The following is a 21165-nucleotide window of genomic DNA, read 5'->3' as shown; positions in this document are numbered from 1 at the left end:
GTTTTAATTATAAAGGTTTAGGAGATTATTATGAGTAGACGCTCAAAGAGAGCTCGTTTAGGGAATGCGAAGCGAAATATTAATATATTCTTATTAGCCATTTATTTTTTATTGAGTGGTTTTTTGTTGTTCTTGATTTTTAAACATAATATCCTGGCCTTTAGATATCTCAATATTCTGGCTACGATTTTAATTCTAATTTCTATTGTAATTGCAACCCTACTGATAGTTTATAAAAAAGCCGAGAAATTCACGGTTTTCTTTTTGACGCTTGCTGTACTAGTCAGTTCTGTCTCACTCTTTGCACTTCATCAGTTTGTAGGGTTGACCAATCACATCAATGCGACATCAAACTATTCAGAGTATTCGATGAGTGTGGTCGTTTTGAAAGATAGTGAAATCAATAATGTGACCCAGTTGGATAGTGTAACAGGTCCGACTGAAACAGATAATGATAATATCCAAAAGTTGGTGGCGGATATTAAGACGACACAGAGTAAAGACTTGACAGTTGAACAGAGTACTTCTTATCTAGCAGCTTATAAGAGTCTGCTTTCTGGCGAAACGAAAGCAATTGTCTTAAATAGTGTTTTTGAAAACATCATCGAAGCAGAGTATCCAGATTATGCTTCGAAAATTAAGAAAATCTATACAAAAAAACTAACCAAGGATGTTGCGGCACCAAAGGTATCTAAAAATCAGACGTTTAATATTTATGTCAGTGGAATTGATACCTACGGACCGATTAGTTCAGTATCTCGTTCTGATGTGAATATTCTAATGACTGTGAATCGAGATACCAAGAAAATTCTTCTGACTACAACGCCTCGAGATTCCTATGTTCCGATTGCGGATGGAGGAAACAATCAAAAGGATAAATTGACCCACGCTGGAATCTATGGAGTGGACTCGTCAATTCATACTTTGGAAAACCTATACGGGGTTGATATCAATTACTATGTTCGTTTGAACTTCACTTCTTTCTTGAAATTGATTGACCTTTTAGGTGGCGTTGATGTCTATAATGATCAGGATTTCACTTCTTTGCATGGTAAGTACCATTTTCCTGTAGGAAATGTTCATCTAGATTCGGAACAGGCCCTTGGCTTTGTCCGCGAACGCTACTCTTTAGCAGATGGAGACCGTGATCGTGGTCGGAACCAGCAAAAGGTCATTGTTGCTATTATTCAGAAGTTGACGTCAACTGAGGCTTTAAAAAACTACGATAACATCATCAAAGGATTACAAGACTCTTTGCAAACCAATATGCCGCTAGAAACCATGATGGATTTGGTCAATACCCAGCTGGATAGTGGTGGTAAGTATAAGGTTAATTCTCAAGACTTGAAAGGAACGGGTAGAACAGATCTTCCATCCTATGCTATGCCAGATAGTAACCTCTACATGATGGAAATTGACGATAGCAGTTTAGCTGCTGCTAAAGCTGCTATCAATGATGTGATGGAGGGCAAGTAGCATGATAGATATCCATTCGCACATCGTTTTTGATGTGGATGATGGTCCAAAGTCAATAGAGGAGAGTAAAAAACTACTTAGAGAGGCCTATAGTCAAGGAGTGAGAACAATTGTTTCCACTTCGCATAGACGAAAAGGGATGTTCGAAACTCCTGAAGAAAAAATCGCAACCAACTTTCTGAAGGTGCGAGAAATGGCTAAGGAAGTTGCGGATGACTTAATCATTGCCTATGGGGCAGAAATTTACTATACGCCGGATGTTGTTGAGAAGTTAGAAAAGAAATTAATCCCAACCCTTAACGATAGTCGCTATGCTTTAATTGAATTTAGTATGAATACAGCCTATCGAGATATGCATAAGGGATTGAGTGATATTCTAATGTTAGGCATTACACCCGTCATTGCCCACATTGAACGTTACGATGCTTTAGAAAACAATGAAAAGCGCGTGCGAGAACTGATTGATATGGGATGTTATACTCAGGTTAATAGTTCTCATGTTTTGAAACCAAAACTCTTTGGAGAAACCTATAAATTTATGAAAAAGAGAGCCCAGTATTTCTTGGAACGAGATCTGGTTCACGTGATAGCAAGTGATATGCACAACTTAGATGGTAGACCTCCTCATATGGAGGAAGCCTATGATATCATTGCAAAAAAATACAGTGAAGATAAGGCTAAGGAACTTTTTAAGGATAATCCCCGAAAAATAATAATGGATCAATTGATTTAGGAGAAAAAATGAAAGAACAAAATATGATGGAAATCGATGTATTTCACTTGCTTAAAATCCTTTGGAAACGAAAATTTTTAATTGCTTTGGTGGCATTCGTGACAGGGACAGTATCATTTGCCTACAGTAGTTTTATTGTGAAGCCGGAGTTTACGAGTACGACCCGAATTTATGTGGTCAATCGTAATCAGGGAGATAAGCCTGGCTTGACTAACCAAGACTTGCAAGCAGGATCTTACCTGGTAAAAGACTATCGTGAAATCATTCTCTCGCAAGACGTTTTAGAGAAGGTTGCGACTGATTTGAAATTAGAACTCCCTCCAAAAGGTCTTGCTAGTAAAATTAAAGTGACAGTTCCTGTTGATACACGTATTGTCTCTATCTCTGTTACTGATCGCGTACCGGAAGAAGCAAGTCGGATTGCCAACTCTTTGAGAGAGGTTGCTGCTCAAAAAATCATCAGTGTAACGCGAGTTTCAGATGTGACGACACTTGAAGAAGCACGTCCTGCAACATCGCCATCGTCTCCAAATATTCGTCGTAATACAATGGTTGGATTCCTTGTGGGAGCAGTTGCGATGGTTGTCACTGTTCTCCTTGTTGAACTCTTGGATACACGAGTGAAACGCCCAGAAGATGTTGAGGACGTGATGCAAATTGCACTCTTGGGAGTTGTTCCAAACTTGGATAAATTGAGATAGGAGAGAGAAATGCCAACGTTAGAAATTGTACACAAAAAATTGGATCAGGCAAGAAAAGCTGAAGAGTACTACAATGCGCTTCGCACCAATATTCAACTGAGTGGGAATAATTTAAAAGTAATTGCAATTACATCTGTAAAGCCTGGGGAAGGAAAATCAACAACTTCTACTAATATTGCTTGGGCTTTCGCGCGTGCGGGATATAAGACACTGTTAATCGATGCGGATATCCGTAATTCTGTCATGTCGGGTGTTTTTAAATCACGTGAAAAGATTACAGGGTTAACAGAATATTTATCAGGGACAACAGACTTATCGCAAGGTTTATGCGAAACAAATGTTGAAAATTTATTTGTTATCCAGGCAGGTTCTGTATCCCCAAACCCTACAGCTTTGCTACAAAGTGAAAATTTTGCAACTATGATTGATACTCTGCATAAATACTTTGATTATATCATTGTTGATACCGCACCGATAGGAGTTGTTATTGATGCTGCAATCATTACACAGAAATGTGATGCTTCTGTTTTGGTGACTGCGGCTGGTGAAACAAATCGCCGCGATGTCCAAAAAGCTAAAGAACAACTCGAACAAACAAGTAAACCATTTCTAGGAGTAGTTCTAAATAAATTTAATACTTCAGTCGAAAAATATGGCTCCTATGGAGCATATGGAAACTATGGGAATTATGGCAAAAAATAATAAATAGCCTAGGGAAGATATTATGGAAGAAAAGGGATTGAAGATTTCTTTGGCAGTATTCCAGAGTTTTCTTGTCATTATTTTAGCTTATTTACTCAGTTTTGTTAAAGAAACAGAGATTGTATACACTTCAATGGTTATCCTATACATTCTCCATTATTTTGTCTTTTATATTAGTGATTATGGACAAGATTTTTTCAAAAGAGGGTACTTGGCTGAGTTTATCAGAATAGCGAAGTATATTATTTTCTTTGCATTGGCAATAAGTATTTCTAATTTTTTCTTGAAGGAACGCTTTAGTATTTCAAGACGAGGAATGATCTACTTTTTAACAATGCATTCCGTGTTACTATATCTATTGAATCTATGTATTAAACGCTATTGGAAACTTCTATTACCAAATTTTAAAGGGAGAAAAAAAGTTTTCTTGATTACGGCTACGTCTAGAGTAGAGAAGGTAATAGACAAACTGTTAGAATCAAGTGATTTTCTATGGGAATTGGAAGCTGTTAGTGTCTTAGATCAGCCTAATTTTCAACATGAGCACTTAAAAGTAGTACCAGTTGAAGATGTTTTAAATTTTGCAACTCATGAAGTTGTTGATGAAGTTTTTATCAATCTGCCTAGTGAGGAGTATAATATTGAAGATTATATCTCTCTTTTTGAAACAATGGGAATAGATGTGACAGTCAACCTAAATGCTTTTAACGACTATTTGGGTAGTGATAAGAAAATTCGTGAAATGGCAGGTTTGAATGTTGTAACCTTTTCAACAAAATTTTACAAGCCTAGTCATGTAGTTGCCAAACGAATTGTAGATATTTGCGGAGCTATTGTTGGACTTGTTCTGTTTGCTGTAGTTAGTTTAGTATTGGTACCACTGATTCGAAGAGACGGTGGGCCGGCCATTTTTTCTCAAACGCGTATTGGGAAAAATGGCCGTCGCTTTACTTTTTATAAGTTTCGTTCTATGCGTGTAGATGCGGAAGAGATTAAACAACAGCTGATGAATCAGAATACGATGCAGGGCGGGATGTTCAAAATGGATAATGACCCACGTGTTACACCAATTGGACGCTTCATTCGTAAGACAAGTTTGGATGAGTTGCCACAGTTTTGGAATGTACTAATTGGGGATATGAGTTTAGTAGGGACTCGTCCTCCAACTATTGATGAGTATGAAAAGTATACGCCAGAACAGAAACGTCGTCTCAGTTTTAATCCTGGGATTACTGGTTTATGGCAGGTTAGTGGACGAAGTGAAATCAAAAATTTCGATGAAGTTGTCAAATTAGATGTAGCTTACATTGATGACTGGACAATCTGGAAAGATATTGAAATATTGTTAAAGACCGTTAAAGTGGTCTTTATGAGGGAAGGGGCGAAGTAATTTCTGCCCTTCAGTCTTGTTAGGAGAGAAATGAAACAGTCAGTTTATATTATTGGTTCAAAGGGGATTCCTGCTAAGTATGGGGGATTTGAAACCTTTGTTGAAAAATTAACCGAATATCAAAAAGACAGCAACATACAATACTATGTTGCTTGTATGCGTGAAAATTCAGCCAAGTCTGGTATTACGGAAGATCAGTTTGAGCACAATGGAGCCATTTGCTTCAACATCGATGTACCCAATATCGGACCAGCTCGTGCTATTGCTTACGATATCGCAGCGATCAACAAGGCTATTGAATTGGCTAAGGAAAACAAGGACGAGGCTCCCATTTTTTATATTCTAGCTTGTCGCATCGGTCCTTTTATTTCTGGACTTAAGAAAAAAATTCGTGCCATTGGTGGCTCTTTGCTAGTAAATCCAGATGGCCATGAATGGCTACGAGCAAAATGGAGCCTGCCAGTTCGTAAGTACTGGAAATTCTCAGAGCAACTCATGGTCAAGCATGCTGATTTACTGGTATGTGATAGCAAAAATATCGAACAATATATCCAAGAGGATTATAAGCAGTACCAACCAAAGACCACCTATATTGCCTATGGAACGGATACTATTCCTTCAATCCTGAAAGCAGAAGATGCCAAAGTTCGAGATTGGTATAAGGAAAAAGAAGTTAGCGAAAATGGCTATTATCTAGTAGTGGGACGATTTGTTCCTGAAAATAACTACGAAGCCATGATTCGTGAATTTATCAAGTCCAAGTCCAAGAAGGACTTTGTCCTCATCACAAATGTGGAGCAGAATAAATTTTACGATCAGTTGTTACAGGATACTGGTTTTGACAAAGATCCTAGGGTTAAATTTGTTGGGACTGTCTATGACCAAGAGTTGCTCAAGTACATCCGTGAAAACGCCTTTGCCTATTTCCATGGGCATGAGGTTGGAGGAACCAACCCTTCTCTACTGGAAGCCCTAGCATCCACAAAACTGAATTTGTTGCTAGATGTTGGCTTTAACCGTGAGGTTGGTGAAGACGGGGCCATTTATTGGAAAAAAGATGAGTTGGCACGTGTCATTGAGGAAGTAGAAGGATTTGATCAGGCAGCAATAACTGACTTGGATTTCAAGTCAAGCCAAAGAATCCTCTCAGCTTTCACATGGGAAAAGATTGTGTCAGATTATGAAGAAGTGTTTAAAGGATAGGGAATGAAACGGATTTTATACTTGCATGCTGGTGCAGAAATGTATGGAGCAGATAAGGTTTTATTGGAATTGATCAAAGGATTGGATTCCAAAGAATTTGAAGCTCACGTCATCCTGCCAAATGATGGTGTTTTAGTCGAGGCCTTGCGTCAAGTTGGGGCTCAGGTCAGTGTGTTGGATTATCCGATTTTACGAAGAAAGTATTTTAATCCCAAAGGCATTGCCGACTATATTCGCTCTTATAATTTCTATGCTAAGCAAATCGCCCTCTATGCTCGAGAACACAATATAGATATGGTTCACAATAATACAGCGGCTGTTTTGGAGGGCATCTATTTGAAACGCAAGCTCAAGCTACCTTTGATTTGGCATGTTCATGAGATTATCGTCAAACCCAAAGCTATTTCTGACTTTATCAATATGCTTATGGGACGATATGCAGACAAGATTGTGACGGTGTCTCAAGCGGTTGCCAATCATATCAAGCAGTCTCCATTTATCAAAGATAGCCAAGTGAAAGTGATTTATAACGGTGTGGATAATGCTGTCTATTATCCAATGGATGCGTCTTCTATTCGTGAAAAATTTGACATTGCGCAAGATGCACTTGTGATTGGCATGATTGGTCGGGTCAATGCTATCAAAGGGCAAAATGATTTCATAGAAGCAGTCGAGCCACTTTTGGAAAAGAATGAGAAAGCGGTGGCTTTCCTAGCTGGAGGTGTTTTTCCTGGTGAAGAATGGCGCTTAGAAGAACTAGATAATAGAATAGCTTCTTCATCTGTTGTGTCACAAATTCAACGTATTGATTACTACGATAAGACTTCTGAACTTTATAATATGTTTGATATCTTTGTCTTACCAAGTATAAAACCTGATTCCCTACCTACAGTAGTCCTAGAAGCCATGGCTTGTTCAAAACCAGTTGTTGGTTATAACAATGGGGGAATAGCTGAAATGGTAGTAGATGACAAAAGTGGTTGCTTAGTCAAACCAAATCGTCCTCAAGAACTGTCTAATGCCATTTCTCTCTTACTAGATAGTTCTGAAAAAAGAGAAAAATTTGGGCGAGTAGGATATCAGAGACAAAAAGAGCTGTTTTCTTTGGAGAGTTACATCAAGAACTTCTCGGAATTTTATGATAATTTACAATAAGGGGTATAATGGAAAATTTAATCATTTTAGACAGTGAGCTGCAAAAAAAGAATGAAGAGCATTATCAATCTCTTCATGGCGGAAGCCGAGTAGTTTATACCAACTATGAAAGTCCACTTATAAGAAGAGTACGTAATTTCAAATACATCGGTAGTGCTTTGTATCATTTTTTAATGTGGAAAATGTCCTATGATTATGCTCGGAAATTCATAAAATATGATGTCAAGAAAATTATTTGTGTAAATCCTCTTGTAGGTATCTTTTTAGGAATTTTAAATAAAAGTGGCAAGGAAATTACATTAGCAGGATTTTTGTTTGAGAATAAGAAAAATAAAATCTATTATTATTTACGAAAGCAACTTGTGAAAAAGTCTTTCCAGAATATCAGTAATATCATAGTCTATGGTTCAAAAGAAATTCATTATTATTCGGAACTCTTTCCAGAATTTCAGGAGAAATTTAAATTTATTCATTACGGCTTAGATTATGATAATCAACTAACTTATCAAGGTTCTTTACCAACTAAGTATATCTTTTCAGGTGGAGGTAGTAACCGAGATTATGAGACTTTAGTCAAGGCAGTGGAGACTTCAAATCTTTCAATGCCGTGTGTGATTGCAACTCAGCCATGGAGAGTTCCTACGCATGGTTCAAACATTCAAGTTTTATCTGATGTAGTAGTAGAAACCTTTGGAGATGTATTAGCTAAGTCTGATTTCCTTGTCCTATCGTTAAAAGATATTGATTTATCCGCTGGTCATATGGTTATGCTTCAAGCAATGTCTTTAGGAGTTCCTATCATTGTAAATGATATTCCTTCTGTTCGAGACTATGTTAATGAATCGCTAGTGACTTTCTATCCGTCAGGTGACTTTGAAAAACTAGCACAAATTATAGAAGATTTTGATCCTTCAGTTGATGAGGTGCTTCAAAAGGTTGCGAAGGCGAAGAACCTATATTTTGAGCAATATACGTCTATTAAATTGATGGAAAGACTGTTAGATTTTTAAATAGGAGAGACTGAATGGTAGAAAAAATTGATTTTGTTGTCGCATGGGTTGATGGGAATGATCCTGTTTGGAGAAAAAAGAAAGCACAGTACGATGGAACAATTAATACCTCTAAGGAAGGCATGAATTCGGATAAGGCTTATCGTGAATGGGGAACCTTTAAATACTGGTTTAGAGGGGTAGAAAAGTTTGCCCCTTGGGTCAATAAGGTCTATCTTGTGACTGACAATCAAAAGCCAAGTTGGTTAGAGTTAAATAGCGATAAATTGGTCTTGGTAGATCATACAGAGATTATCTGCAATGACTACCTACCAGTTTTTTCTGCCAATCCTATCGAAAGCAATATTCATCGGATTCCAGGTCTTTCTGAGTGCTTTGTGTTCTTTAACGATGATGTTTATCTCACAGCTCCAGTTGAACCGACAGATTTCTTTTCAGATGATGGTTTACCAAAGTATGTTACGGCTTTAGCTCCTATTACAACGGAGAGATATGGCACTGGCCATTTCCAAATGAATGATATGGGAATTATAACAACACATTTTACTCGTGAGGAAATTTTAAAGAATGGCAAATTCTTCTCAATTAAACAAGGTGTTAAAGGTATTGCTAAATCTTTGTTGTATAGACACAGCAAATTTATTTGTGGTTTTTGGGAGAATCATTTAACGCATCCACTCTTAAAGTCAACAATGGAATTGGTATGGGAAAAGGAAAAAGATGTCTTAGAAAAAACATCTGCTAGTCGCTTTAGAAGTCCATCTGATACCAATGTTTGGCTCTTTAAGTATTGGCAGATTGCTAGTGGTCAATATGCAATTGGAAATCCTAAGTTAGGCGGTCTCTTTTCATTAGATAATGCTGGGCCAGATTTTTGGAAACTTCTAAATTCTAGGAAATATAAGGTTATGTGTATTAATGATGGTTTTAATGTCCAAAATGAAAATCAGGTGATGGATGACTTTATTAAAGCTATGAATCAACTTTTCCCAGATAAAAGTTCATTTGAGATTTAAATATCTAACTGAGTAAGAGAAAGAAAAGAAAATATGATTTCAGTAATTGTACCTATTTATAATGTAGAGGACTACCTTCATTATGCCATGGAAAGCTTGGTCAATCAAACCTATAAAGATTTTGAAGTTATCTTAGTTGATGATGGTTCCACGGATGATTCTCGGAAACTATGCGATCAATATGCAAGTGAGTATGATTGGGTATCGGCCTATCATAAAGAAAATGGTGGCTTGTCTGATGCTAGAAACTATGGTGTCGCAAAAGCTAAAGGGGAATGGATTGTTTTCCTAGATCCAGATGATTATTTTGAACCTTGTGCACTTGAACTTTTGGTGGAACTTCAAAAACGTACAGGTGCTCGTATTGTCGCAGGAAAAGGTAAGGATACTTACGAACATGATTCCTACCAAAACTATCAATTAAATGACGAATTGTTATCGAAAGCTACCCTACTTTCTTCTGAAGAAACTTTAATAGAGATGCTTTATGGTACAATTGCCACGATCTCTGCTTGGGCTAAACTCTTTCCCAGAGATATCGTAGAAAAATACCCCTATCCAAAAGGGAAAATCTATGAAGACTTATATGTTATCAGTGACTACTTGAAAGAAGTGGAATCAGTTTGTGTGATTGATTTAGGTATCTATCATTATTATCGTAGACCAAACAGTATTACCTTATCAAACTTCAATAGTAAGCACTATGATTTTTATGATTCTATGGATCATTTGGCAGAAGTTGTCCAGAAGGACTATTCTGCCAATACAGAACTTGATGATGCTGTCATCGCCCGTTTGTTCATCGGTAGTCTCCACATTTTCATCTTAATCTCAGATTCTTCCAAAGAGGAAATCGTTCGCATTCAAAGAAGGATTCGTCCTTATCTAAGAAGAATCTTGAAAAATAAGCGGATTAACTTGAAAAACAAGGCGATTTATCTTATGTTATCATTGGTTCCAGGTCTGTATTATCAATTTAAAAAATTAAAAAAGCCTCAATGAAATAAAAGAGGTTAGAGATTAAAAAAGGAAAAAGAAAATGTTAAAGATAGAACGTGATAAATTGCTCGTGACAGCAGTTTTATTTGTGATAATTTCTATAGATATGATAAACACTTCAATGTTAGCACCTGTATTACCTAGTATACCTAATTTTGTTCCTTTCTTTGCAATCATGTTACTAGCTGTGCGTTTTTTATATATTCGTAACTATTCTTTGAGTTTTTTAATATTTGCACCTACCCTCATTTTAGTTGGAAGTATGGTTTATTATAAGGCAGGAAACTTAAATGGTTTAATGTTTTTGCTGTTGATTGTTTTTCTTTATAAAGCAGATTTAGAGTCGATACTTAAAATTTATACTTGGACGAGTTTATCTTTTATAGTGTTTATTATTTTACTATCGTTAGTCAATGTTATTCCTAATTTACAGTTTGTTCAAACTCGCCCCGTGGGAGTGGTTGTACGTAACTCTTTTGGTTTTATCTATCCAACCGACTTTGCTTCTCATTGTTTCTATCTCTTTACTGCCCTTTCCTATCTCCTTAGAAAGAAGTTTATCTTCCTGAGAACCCTATCAGGTGTAGCCTTGGCGGCCTTTATTATTTATTATTGTGATGCCCGTTTAAATGCAGGCTCCATCTTAGCAGCAACAGGAATTTTTCTATACTTTTATTATCGTAACAAGACTGAATGGCGTTTATTTTCCCTACTGCCTTTTTCGGCTGGTATCGCTTCTTCGGTCATGATTTATCTATCCAACAAGTTTAGTTGGTCTCATCCAATATATGTTTCTCTGAATAACTTTTTCGGAATGCGATTGTATTTGGGACATGAAGCGCTTAAGAAATATGGCGTACAGTTATTTGGAATTCGTGGAATTTCCTTTGTTGGATATGGAGGAAAGACAGAAACGGTTTTGAACTATGACTATGTAGATTCGTCTTATGTACAAATGTTATTTACTTACGGTTTGATTCCAGTTGTTATGTTGGTATGCCTATACATGGTTCAGTCTTGGACTCTCTATCGTAGGAAGAACTATTTATTGTTAACCTGCCTGGCCTTAGTAACAGTCAATTGTATGTTTGAGGCCTTCTGGGTTCGTCCATCATACAATATTTTTATGTTCCTTCTTTTTGCTACCATCCCAGCGATGGAATTTGAAGGAGAAAAATCTGAGATGGGGGAAGCCGTGTGAGAGTTTTAAAAAATTACTTGTACAATCTGTCCTATCAGTTACTTGTCATCGTCCTACCAGTGATTACAACTCCCTATATCACCCGAGTTTTCTCTTCGGATGATTTGGGATCTTACGGATACTATAACTCTATCGTGACTTATTTTATCCTACTAGCGACGCTGGGAGTAGCGAATTATGGGACCAAGGAAATTTCTAGCCATCGTAAGGAAGTTGAAAAGACCTTCTGGGGTATTTACAGTTTACAAGTCCTTTCAACCTGTTTAGCGGTTACTCTGTATATCATTGTCTGCTTGCTTGTACCGTCGATGAACAATCCAATTGCCTATATACTTGGCTTTAGTTTGCTGTCTCGTGGTTTTGATATTTCTTGGCTTTTTCAAGGGTTAGAAGATTTCAAAAAAATCACAGCTCGTAACACAATGGTCAAACTTCTAGGTGTTGTTTCTATATTCCTATTTGTTAAGAAACCATCCGACTTGTACTTGTATATCATCCTCTTGGTTGCCTATGATCTACTAGGTCAGTTGAGTATGTGGCTTCCTGCTCGGGAACACATTCGCAAGCCGCATCTGGATATAGCCTATGCCAAAGAGCATATCAAACCAGTCATTCTCTTGTTTCTGCCACAGATTGCCATTTCACTCTACATCACGCTAGATCGCACGATGCTAGGTGCCTTGTCTTCGACTAAGGATGTTGGAATCTATGATCAAGCCTTGAAATTATTGAATATTTTGTTAACCTTGGTAACGTCCCTAGGTAGTGTCATGTTGCCTCGGGTCTCCAATCTTCTCTCATTAGGCAATCAAAAGGCGGTTAACAAGTTACATGAAATGTCTTTCTTAGTGTATAACTTGGTCATCTTCCCGATGATTGCGGGGATTTTGATTGTTAACAAAGATTTTGTTAATTTTTTCCTAGGGCAAGACTTCCAAGATGCTCGCTATGCGATTGCCATCATGGTCTTTAGAATGTTCTTTATTGGCTGGACCAATATAATGGGAATTCAAATCTTGATTCCTCACAATAAGAATCGTGAATTTATGCTATCAACAACTATTCCAGCTGTTTTTAGTGTGGGCTTGAATCTCCTCTTGATCCCGCCTCTGGGTTATATTGGAGCTTCAATTGTATCTGTTGCGACTGAAGGTTTGGTCTGGCTGATCCAACTCTACTTTACACGTTCGTATCTAAAAGAGGTCAAGATCTTTCCATCTATGCTAAAAATACTTCTAGCAGCACTACTGATGTACGGCGCCCTGTATTCTGCACAAGCTTTCATGCACTTCTCGTCTGTTGTGAATGTCTTGATCTATTCTCTGCTTGGCTTCCTAGTCTACGGTGGCTTGGTTTTGGTCTTACGTGTCTTGGATTTTCAAGAACTAAAAAGTGTTTTAAAGAAATAAGGAGATTTTATGTACGATTATCTTATCGTTGGTGCTGGCTTGTCAGGTGCAATCTTTGCCTACGAAGCTAACAAACGTGGCAAGAAGGTGAAGGTGATTGATAAACGAGAACACATTGGTGGGAATATCTATTGCCAATCTGTTGAAGGAATCAATGTCCACAAGTATGGAGCTCACATCTTCCATACATCCAATAAAGAGGTCTGGGATTATGTCAATCAGTTTGCAGAGTTTAACAATTACATCAATTCTCCTATTGCCAACTATCAAGGACATCTTTACAATCTGCCTTTTAACATGAATACTTTCTATGCTTTGTGGGGGACAAAGACACCCCAAGAAGTCAAGGACAAGATTGCTGAGCAGACGACACACATGCAAGATGTTGAGCCTAAAAACTTAGAGGAACAAGCCATTAAGTTGATTGGTACGGATGTCTATGAAAAGCTAATCAAGGGCTACACCGAAAAGCAATGGGGGCGTTCTGCTACTGAACTACCACCCTTTATCATCAAGCGTTTACCAGTTCGATTGACTTATGACAATAATTATTTCAACGACCGTTACCAAGGGATTCCAATTGGTGGTTACAATGTCATCATCGAAAAGTTGTTGGAAGGAATCGAAGTAGAGCTCAATACAGATTTCTTTGCTGATCGTGAGAACTTGGAGGCTTCAGCAACTAAGATTGTCTTCACAGGGATGATTGATCAGTTCTTTGACTACAAGTTTGGTGAACTAGAGTATCGTAGTCTCCGTTTTGAGCATGAGATTCTGGACCAAGAAAATTATCAAGGAAATGCTGTAGTCAACTATACTGAACGTGATATTCCTTATACGCGTATCATCGAACACAAACATTTTGAGTTTGGGACTCAGGACAAGACGGTTATTACTCGAGAATATCCAGCAGATTGGAAAAGAGGAGATGAACCTTACTATCCAATCAATGATGCCAAAAACAATGCTATTTATGAGCAGTACCTAGCAGAAGCTGAGAAAAATGGCCACGTTATCTTCTGTGGTCGCTTGGCAGATTATAAATACTATGATATGCATGTGACTGTTGAACGTGCATTGGATGTGGTAGAAAAAGAACTCGGGAGTATATAAAAACATCACGGATAAAGGGGAGAAAAGGTGAAATATTATCTGAAGGATTCATTTCTGCATAATGCACATGAAAAGAATGCAGGGAGTAAGGCGCGAAATGACGTGGAAGCTATTCTAATCTCAGAGGGTTATGAGGGGTTGGAGCTCAAGGTTGAGAATTGGTATAAGATGAATTTCTTTAAAGCTCAACAACACAAATATCGTGCGACCAAGTCTGTGTTTGATCAGTTGGGAGCCGGAGATGAATTGGTGATTCAGTTCCCTATTATCCACCATACATTTTTCATCTCACAACTCATTAAGCAGGCGCAAAAAAGAGGAGCAAGATTCTATCTGTTGATCCATGATATTGAAACCTTGCGTCATGCAGCAGGTTCAGAAGTGAAATTTCGTCATAAAGTGCGCAATTACTTCCAGGAAAAGAAAGCTTTGATGTCAGTGGATAGCATTATCGTTCATAACGATATCATGAAGAAAGTTCTGGTAGGTCAAGGAGTGCCAGCAGATAAAATGGTTAGCTTGGAGATTTTTGACTATCTGATTCCAAACTTTGCTGAAAAATCAAATCTCCAAAAAGACCAGCCTATTATCGTAGCTGGAAATTTGAACCCTGCAAAGTCAGGTTATCTTTATAACTTGCCAGACCAGCCAGCCTATAACTTGTATGGAGTGGGCTATGATGAAAGTCGTGCATTGAAAAACACTAGCTACTTTGGTTCCTTTATGCCAGATGACCTCCCAGCTGCTCTTGAAGGTAGTTTTGGTTTGGTCTGGGACGGAGACAGCTCAGAAACCTGCCAAGGTTCTTACGGAAACTATCTACGCTTTAACAACTCGCACAAGGCCTCTCTTTATTTGGCTTCGGGCTTTCCTCTAGTGGTTTGGAAAGAGTCTGCCCTCGCGCATTTCGTTCTGGATAAAGAGTGTGGTCTAGCAGTTGATTCTCTACACGACCTCCAAAAAGTACTAGATGATTTGACACTTCAAGACTACAAGGAACTTTCAGAACAAGCTAGGAAAGTTGGAGCTGCTCTTCGAGATGGAGCCTATTTAAAAGCTGTATTATCCAAATTGAAGTAAATTCCGTAGGGAATTTGGGACAAGATGAAATATAATATAGGATAGGTAATTAGCCAGAAAGGAAACCTACTATGAAAGGTATTATTCTTGCGGGTGGTTCGGGAACGCGCCTGTACCCACTTACTCGAGCTGCGTCAAAACAGCTGATGCCGGTTTATGATAAACCCATGATTTACTATCCTTTGTCAACCTTGATGTTGGCTGGGATTAAGGACATTTTGATCATCTCAACACCACAGGATTTACCCCGTTTTAAGGACCTGCTCTTGGATGGCTCCGAATTTGGGATCAAGCTTTCCTATGCGGAACAGCCTAGTCCCGATGGACTTGCTCAGGCTTTTCTTATCGGTGAAGAATTTATCGGTGACGATAGTGTTGCATTGATTTTAGGCGATAATATCTATCATGGGCCTGGTTTGAGCAAAATGCTTCAAAAGGCAGCCAAGAAAGAGAAGGGTGCGACTGTTTTTGGCTACCAAGTGAAGGATCCAGAGCGTTTTGGTGTGGTCGAGTTTGATACAGACATGAATGCTATTTCTATAGAAGAAAAACCGGAGAATCCTCGCTCTAACTATGCAGTAACAGGTCTTTATTTCTATGACAATGACGTCGTGGAGATTGCCAAACAGATCAAACCGAGTGCTCGTGGCGAGTTGGAAATCACAGATGTTAACAATGCTTATTTGAAGCGTGGGGATTTGTCAGTTGAAGTTATGGGACGTGGTTTTGCCTGGTTGGATACTGGGACACACGAGAGCTTGTTAGAGGCTTCCCAATATATCGAAACGGTTCAACGAATGCAAAATCTCCAGGTTGCAAATCTGGAAGAAATTGCCTATCGAATGGGTTATATCAGCCATGAAGATGTACTGGAATTGGCGCAACCTCTTAAGAAGAATGAATACGGACAATACCTGCTCCGTTTGATTGGAGAAATCTAGATGACAGATAATTTTTTCGGCAAAACACTTGCAGTGCGTAAGATTGATGCCATTCCAGGTATGTTAGAGTTTGACATTCCAGTTCATGGAGACAATCGTGGCTGGTTTAAGGAAAATTTTCAGAAAGAAAAGATGCTACCGCTTGGTTTTCCTGAAAGCTTCTTTGCTGAAGGAAAACTGCAAAATAACGTCAGCTTTTCTCGTAAAAATGTTCTTCGAGGACTCCATGCTGAACCTTGGGACAAGTACATCTCAGTAGCAGATGGTGGCAATGTTCTGGGTTCTTGGGTTGACCTACGTGAAGGTGAGACTTTTGGAAATGTTTATCAGACCGAGATTGATGCAAGTAAGGGAATCTTTGTTCCTCGCGGCGTAGCCAATGGTTTCCAAGTCCTCTCGGATACAGTTTCTTATAGCTATCTGGTCAATGACTACTGGGCACTTGAACTCAAGCCTAAATATGCTTTTGTCAACTATGCAGACCCAACTTTGGGCATCCAGTGGGAAAACCTAGCAGAAGCAGAAGTTTCGGAAGCAGATAAACATCATCCACTGCTAAAGGATGTCAAACCACTAAGAAAAGAAGATTTGTAAAAAAGTTAAGGAATAAAAATGACTGAATACAAAAATATCATCGTGACAGGTGGGGCTGGTTTTATCGGTTCTAACTTTGTTCATTATGTCTATAACAACTTCCCAGATGTCCATGTGACAGTATTGGACAAGCTGACTTATGCAGGTAATCGTGCCAATATTGAAGAAATTTTAGGTGATCGTGTTGAGTTGGTTGTTGGAGATATTGCTGATGCAGTCTTGGTAGACAAGCTGGCAGCTGAAGCAGATGCCATCGTTCACTATGCGGCAGAAAGCCACAATGATAACTCGCTCAATGACCCGAGTCCATTTATCCACACCAACTTCATTGGGACTTACACTCTTTTGGAAGCTGCTCGTAAATACGACCTTCGTTTCCACCATGTGTCAACTGACGAAGTCTATGGGGACCTGCCTCTGCGTGAAGATTTACCAGGTCATGGAGAAGGTCCAGGTGAGAAGTTTACAGCTGAAACCAAGTACAATCCCAGCTCGCCATACTCATCAACCAAGGCGGCTTCAGACCTGATTGTCAAAGCTTGGGTGCGCTCATTTGGTGTTAAAGCGACTATTTCTAACTGTTCAAACAACTATGGTCCTTACCAACATATCGAGAAGTTTATTCCGCGCCAGATCACCAATATCTTGAGTGGTATCAAGCCAAAACTCTATGGTGAAGGTAAGAATGTCCGTGACTGGATTCACACCAATGACCATTCATCAGGTGTTTGGACGATTCTAACCAAAGGTCAAATCGGGGAAACCTACTTGATTGGTGCGGATGGTGAGAAGAACAATATGGAAGTCCTAGAACTCATCCTCAAGGAAATGGGGCAACCAGCTGATGCTTATGACCATGTGACGGACCGAGCTGGTCACGACCTTCGCTATGCTATCGACGCTAGCAAGCTTCGTGATGAACTAGGGTGGAAGCCAGAGTTTACCAACTTTGAAGCAGGCCTCAAAGAGACCATCAAATGGTACACAGACAACCAAGACTGGTGGAAATCTGAAAAAGAAGCAGTCGAAGCTAACTATGCTAAGACACAACAAGTAATTAAGTAATCAGATACTAAAAAGCAAGAGAATTTAAAGCCTCTTGCTTTTTATATATGTCGTAATCTGTTATTTTCTTACTTCTTGTTTATAAAACTCTTTAAGGGCATCTTGCCAGGTTGGAATGACGAAACCTGTCGCCTTCGCTTTGGCCAAACTCATGGTTGAGTTGAGGGGGCGTTTAGCCTTGGCAGGAAACTTGCTGGAGTCTACTGGTACTACTTCGACATCACTGTCTTTAAGAATCTCGACAGCAAAGTCATACCAAGTGGTATCTTCAGTGGAGTCATTTGATAAGTGGTAGTAACCATACTCTTTTTGATTATCAGTCAAATAGGTCATGAATTCGGCCAAGGTTCGTGTCCAAGTTGGACGACCGTGTTGGTCGTTGACAACAGTGAGAGTTTTATGGGTTATGGCTAGATTTTGCATGGTAAAGACAAAGTTTTTTCCATAATTTCCAAAGACCCAAGCAGTGCGGATGATATAATGCTGTGACGTAAGGTTTTCAACAAGTTCCTCACCCATTCTCTTGGTACGTCCGTACTCTGTTTGCGGATCAGGTAGGTCATCGACTTCCCATTCTTGTCCGACGGGTTTCTTCCCATCAAAGACGTAGTCTGTTGAGATATAGACTAGAGTAGCTCCGTATTTCTCAGTGGCCTTGGCTACATTTTCAGTTCCAGTTACGTTTATAGCAAAATCCAGTTCTTTTCCCTCATCTTCTGCCGCATCAACAGCAGTATAAGCTGCACAATGATAGACCAGAGTTGGATTAACCTCGGCAAAGACTTTCTCAACCATTTCAGCATTGGTGATATCCATTTCGGCCACATCCACTGCAACATAGTCCACATTTCGTTCATCTAGTAAATAACGTAGTTCAGTACCGAGTTGACCATTCGCACCTGTAATTAATATCATTGTCTTCTCCTTAACTTTTCTTCTATCTAATCATAGCAAAAAAATGATAAAAAATCTGATTTTCGGTCCTTATTTTGATGGTTTAAGATATAAAAATATAGTATTAGAGAATCATAATTTTATAATAGAAAACTTATTTTTCAGAATTTACCAAATTAATTCAAAAATTCTGAAAATTATATTGACATGTTTCTGAAAAGGGACTATAATGGGGTGAAAGTTTTAAAGGAGAAAACAATGAAAAGTTCAAAACTATTTGCCCTTGCGGGTGTGACGTTATTGGCAGCTGCGACTCTTGCAGCCTGCTCTGGATCAAGTTCAAATGCTAAAGGTGAGAAAACATTCTCATACATTTACGAAACGGATCCTGATAACCTAAACTATTTGACAACTGGTAAGGCAGCTACAGCAAATATTACTAGTAACGTTATCGATGGCTTGCTTGAAAATGACCGCTATGGTAACTTTGTATCGTCTATGGCTGAGGATTGGTCTGTATCTAAGGATGGATTGACTTACACGTATACACTCCGAAAGGATGCAAAATGGTATACATCTGAAGGTGAGGAGTATGCAGAAGTTAAAGCTCAAGACTTTGTAACTGGTCTTAAGTATGCTGCTGATAAGAAATCAGATGGTCTTTACCTGGTTCAGGAATCTATCAAGGGATTGGATGCCTATGTCAAAGGAGAAATTACAGATTTTTCTCAAGTAGGAATCAAAGCTCTTGATGATTATACCGTTCAATACACATTGAACAAGCCAGAAAGTTTCTGGAATTCTAAGACAACAATGGGTGTTCTGGCTCCTGTTAATGAAGAATTTTTGAACTCTAAAGGGGATGACTTTGCTAAAGGTACGGACCCAAGCAGTATTCTCTATAATGGACCATTCTTACTCAAATCAATCGTAGCCAAATCATCAGTCGAGTTCGAAAAGAATCCAAACTATTGGGATAAAGACAATGTTCATCTTGATAAAGTGAAATTATCCTTCTGGGATGGTCAAGATACTAATAAGCCAACTGAAGCTTTCAAAGACGGTAGCTTTACAATGGCTCGTCTCTTCCCAACAAGTGCTAGTTACTCAGAGACTGAAAAAACATTCAAAGACAATATCGTTTATACCCAACAAGATTCTACTACTTATTTAGTAGGCACAAATATCGATCGTCAGTCTTATAAGTACACTTCTAAGACAACAGATGAGGAAAAAGCATCAACCAAGAAGGCCCTTTTGAATAAGGACTTCCGTCAAGCTATTGCATTTGGTTTTGACAGAACAGCCTACGCTTCTCAAGTAAATGGTGCAAGCGGGGCTACTAAACTGCTTCGTAACTTATTTGTTCCTCCTACATTTGTACAGGCAGATGGGAAAAACTTTGGGGAATTAGTTAAAGAAAAATTGGTGACCTATGGAGATGAGTGGAGTAACGTAAACTTGGATGATGCCCAAGATGGACTCTACAGTCCTGACAAAGCCAAAGCAGAATTCGCTAAAGCTAAGGCGGCCCTTCAAGCGGAAGGTGTGAAATTCCCAATCCACTTGGATATGCCTGTAGATCAAACCAATACAACAAAAGTTCAACGTGTTCAATCTTTTAAACAGTCAGTTGAAGAAAATCTAGGATCAGATAATGTGGTTATTGATATCCAACAGCTCCAAAAAGATGACGTTCAAAACATTACCTACTTCGCTGAAACTGCGGCTGGAGAAGACTGGGATATCTCAGATAACGTGGGTTGGTCTCCAGACTATATCGATCCATCTACTTATCTTGATATTATCAAGCCTTCTGTAGGAGAAAATACGAAAACATATCTAGGATTTGATTCTGGGACAAACAACGCTGCGGCTAAGCAAGTCGGTTTAGAAGATTACGAAAAAATGGTTGTGGAAGCTGGTGAAGAAACTTCTGATGTTTCAAAACGTTATGAGAAATATGCTGCTGCCCAAGCTTGGTTGACAGACAGTGCCTTGCTCATTCCAACAACTTCTCAAACTGGTCGTCCAATGTTGTCTAAGATGGTACCATTTACACTTCCGTTTGCATACTCTGGTAACAAGGGTATGAGCGAAGCCCTCTTGTATAAATACCTAGATGTACAAGATAAACCAGTAACAGCGGAAGAATACCAAAAAGCTCAAGAAAAATGGTTGAAAGAAAAAGAAGAGTCAAATAAAAAGGCCCAAGAAGATCTCGCAAACCATGTGAAATAACTTTAAAAAAGTAAAGGATTTAGCCATCGACATGATGGTTAAGTCCTTTTTTATCTTTGTATAAGTCCCTGAATGATGAGAGACAGAATTTTTCAGAAAAGAGAAAATTTTAGTGAATTTTACCTATTTCCTATTGCTTTCTGCCTTTTTATTTGTTATATTAAAAGTACAATTAATTTTTATTTATAACAGTTAAGCAGAGCACTTTCAGAGAAAGGAGTATTTTTTAAAAAAGAAATGTA

The 21165-nt window shown here is 38.5% G+C and carries 19 protein-coding genes; 18 read left to right on the top strand and 1 reads right to left on the bottom strand.

Annotated features, from left to right (window positions below):
* Positions 1-30: 30 nt before the first annotated feature.
* From PCY17_RS03715 to rfbB, 17 genes are all read left to right on the top strand, one after another.
* Positions 31-1476: an LCP family protein gene (locus tag PCY17_RS03715; RefSeq protein ID WP_000091218.1), complete on the top strand. Its 1446-nt coding sequence runs from the start codon at positions 31-33 to the stop codon at positions 1474-1476.
* Position 1477: 1 nt separating this feature from the next.
* A complete protein-coding gene (gene cps4B / locus PCY17_RS03710; RefSeq protein ID WP_049479875.1) occupies positions 1478-2209 on the top strand; it encodes a capsular polysaccharide biosynthesis protein Cps4B in 732 nt (243 codons plus the stop codon).
* An 8-nt stretch (positions 2210-2217) separates the two neighbouring features.
* The gene (gene cpsC, locus PCY17_RS03705; protein WP_247942783.1) at positions 2218-2910 is read left to right on the top strand and encodes a capsular polysaccharide biosynthesis protein; all 693 of its coding nucleotides are present in this window, start codon (positions 2218-2220) and stop codon (positions 2908-2910) included.
* A 9-nt stretch (positions 2911-2919) separates the two neighbouring features.
* Complete coding sequence (locus tag PCY17_RS03700; RefSeq protein ID WP_125825640.1) at positions 2920-3612, top strand: tyrosine-protein kinase; 693 nt, start codon at positions 2920-2922, stop codon at positions 3610-3612.
* Positions 3613-3634: 22 nt separating this feature from the next.
* Positions 3635-5002, top strand: coding sequence for a sugar transferase (locus PCY17_RS03695; RefSeq protein WP_125825639.1), 1368 nt, complete (start codon positions 3635-3637; stop codon positions 5000-5002).
* A 30-nt stretch (positions 5003-5032) separates the two neighbouring features.
* On the top strand, positions 5033-6205 hold the full coding sequence (gene cps2T / locus PCY17_RS03690; protein ID WP_247942781.1) for a beta 1-4 rhamnosyltransferase Cps2T: 1173 nt from the start codon (positions 5033-5035) through the stop codon (positions 6203-6205).
* Between the two features lie 3 nt (positions 6206-6208).
* Positions 6209-7360: a glycosyltransferase family 4 protein gene (locus PCY17_RS03685; RefSeq protein WP_000822226.1), complete on the top strand. Its 1152-nt coding sequence runs from the start codon at positions 6209-6211 to the stop codon at positions 7358-7360.
* 8 nt (positions 7361-7368) lie between these two features.
* Positions 7369-8370 (top strand): glycosyltransferase, encoded by a 1002-nt coding sequence (locus PCY17_RS03680; RefSeq protein ID WP_181187118.1) that lies wholly within the window; start codon positions 7369-7371, stop codon positions 8368-8370.
* A 14-nt stretch (positions 8371-8384) separates the two neighbouring features.
* Positions 8385-9386 (top strand): receptor polysaccharide phosphotransferase WefF, encoded by a 1002-nt coding sequence (gene wefF / locus PCY17_RS03675; protein WP_033605614.1) that lies wholly within the window; start codon positions 8385-8387, stop codon positions 9384-9386.
* Positions 9387-9419: 33 nt separating this feature from the next.
* A complete protein-coding gene (locus PCY17_RS03670; RefSeq protein ID WP_247942779.1) occupies positions 9420-10388 on the top strand; it encodes a glycosyltransferase family 2 protein in 969 nt (322 codons plus the stop codon).
* Between the two features lie 37 nt (positions 10389-10425).
* Entirely contained in the window at positions 10426-11586 is a 1161-nt protein-coding gene (locus tag PCY17_RS03665) for a polysaccharide polymerase (RefSeq protein ID WP_247942778.1), read from the top strand.
* Complete coding sequence (locus tag PCY17_RS03660) at positions 11583-12995, top strand: flippase (RefSeq protein ID WP_247942777.1); 1413 nt, start codon at positions 11583-11585, stop codon at positions 12993-12995. Before PCY17_RS03665 ends, PCY17_RS03660 begins: the two co-directional genes overlap by 4 nt.
* A 9-nt stretch (positions 12996-13004) precedes the next feature.
* A complete protein-coding gene (gene glf, locus PCY17_RS03655) occupies positions 13005-14108 on the top strand; it encodes a UDP-galactopyranose mutase (protein ID WP_301391862.1) in 1104 nt (367 codons plus the stop codon).
* A 27-nt stretch (positions 14109-14135) separates the two neighbouring features.
* Positions 14136-15188 (top strand): hypothetical protein, encoded by a 1053-nt coding sequence (locus PCY17_RS03650; protein WP_000878650.1) that lies wholly within the window; start codon positions 14136-14138, stop codon positions 15186-15188.
* A gap of 71 nt (positions 15189-15259) precedes the next feature.
* Complete coding sequence (gene rfbA / locus PCY17_RS03645) at positions 15260-16129, top strand: glucose-1-phosphate thymidylyltransferase RfbA (RefSeq protein WP_084944315.1); 870 nt, start codon at positions 15260-15262, stop codon at positions 16127-16129.
* Positions 16130-16723, top strand: a complete 594-nt coding sequence (locus tag PCY17_RS03640; protein ID WP_084944316.1) for a dTDP-4-dehydrorhamnose 3,5-epimerase family protein — start codon at positions 16130-16132, stop codon at positions 16721-16723. It begins immediately after the preceding gene.
* An 18-nt stretch (positions 16724-16741) separates the two neighbouring features.
* A complete protein-coding gene (rfbB, locus tag PCY17_RS03635) occupies positions 16742-17788 on the top strand; it encodes a dTDP-glucose 4,6-dehydratase (protein WP_301391861.1) in 1047 nt (348 codons plus the stop codon).
* 60 nt (positions 17789-17848) lie between these two features.
* Here the strand turns inward: rfbB and rfbD are convergent, their stop codons facing one another.
* Complete coding sequence (gene rfbD, locus PCY17_RS03630; protein ID WP_125417754.1) at positions 17849-18703, bottom strand: dTDP-4-dehydrorhamnose reductase; 855 nt, start codon at positions 18701-18703, stop codon at positions 17849-17851.
* Between the two features lie 237 nt (positions 18704-18940).
* Between rfbD and PCY17_RS03625 the strand changes: the two genes are divergently transcribed.
* Positions 18941-20923 carry a peptide ABC transporter substrate-binding protein gene (locus PCY17_RS03625; RefSeq protein WP_125417757.1) on the top strand — a complete coding sequence of 661 codons (1983 nt, stop codon included), beginning with the start codon at positions 18941-18943 and terminating at the stop codon, positions 20921-20923.
* Positions 20924-21165: the final 242 nt, after the last annotated feature.

The sequence above is a fragment of the Streptococcus sp. SO2 genome (genome assembly GCF_030440025.1).
Note: the sequence above shows the minus strand (reverse complement) of the source record. Positions and strands in the feature narration are given on the sequence as shown.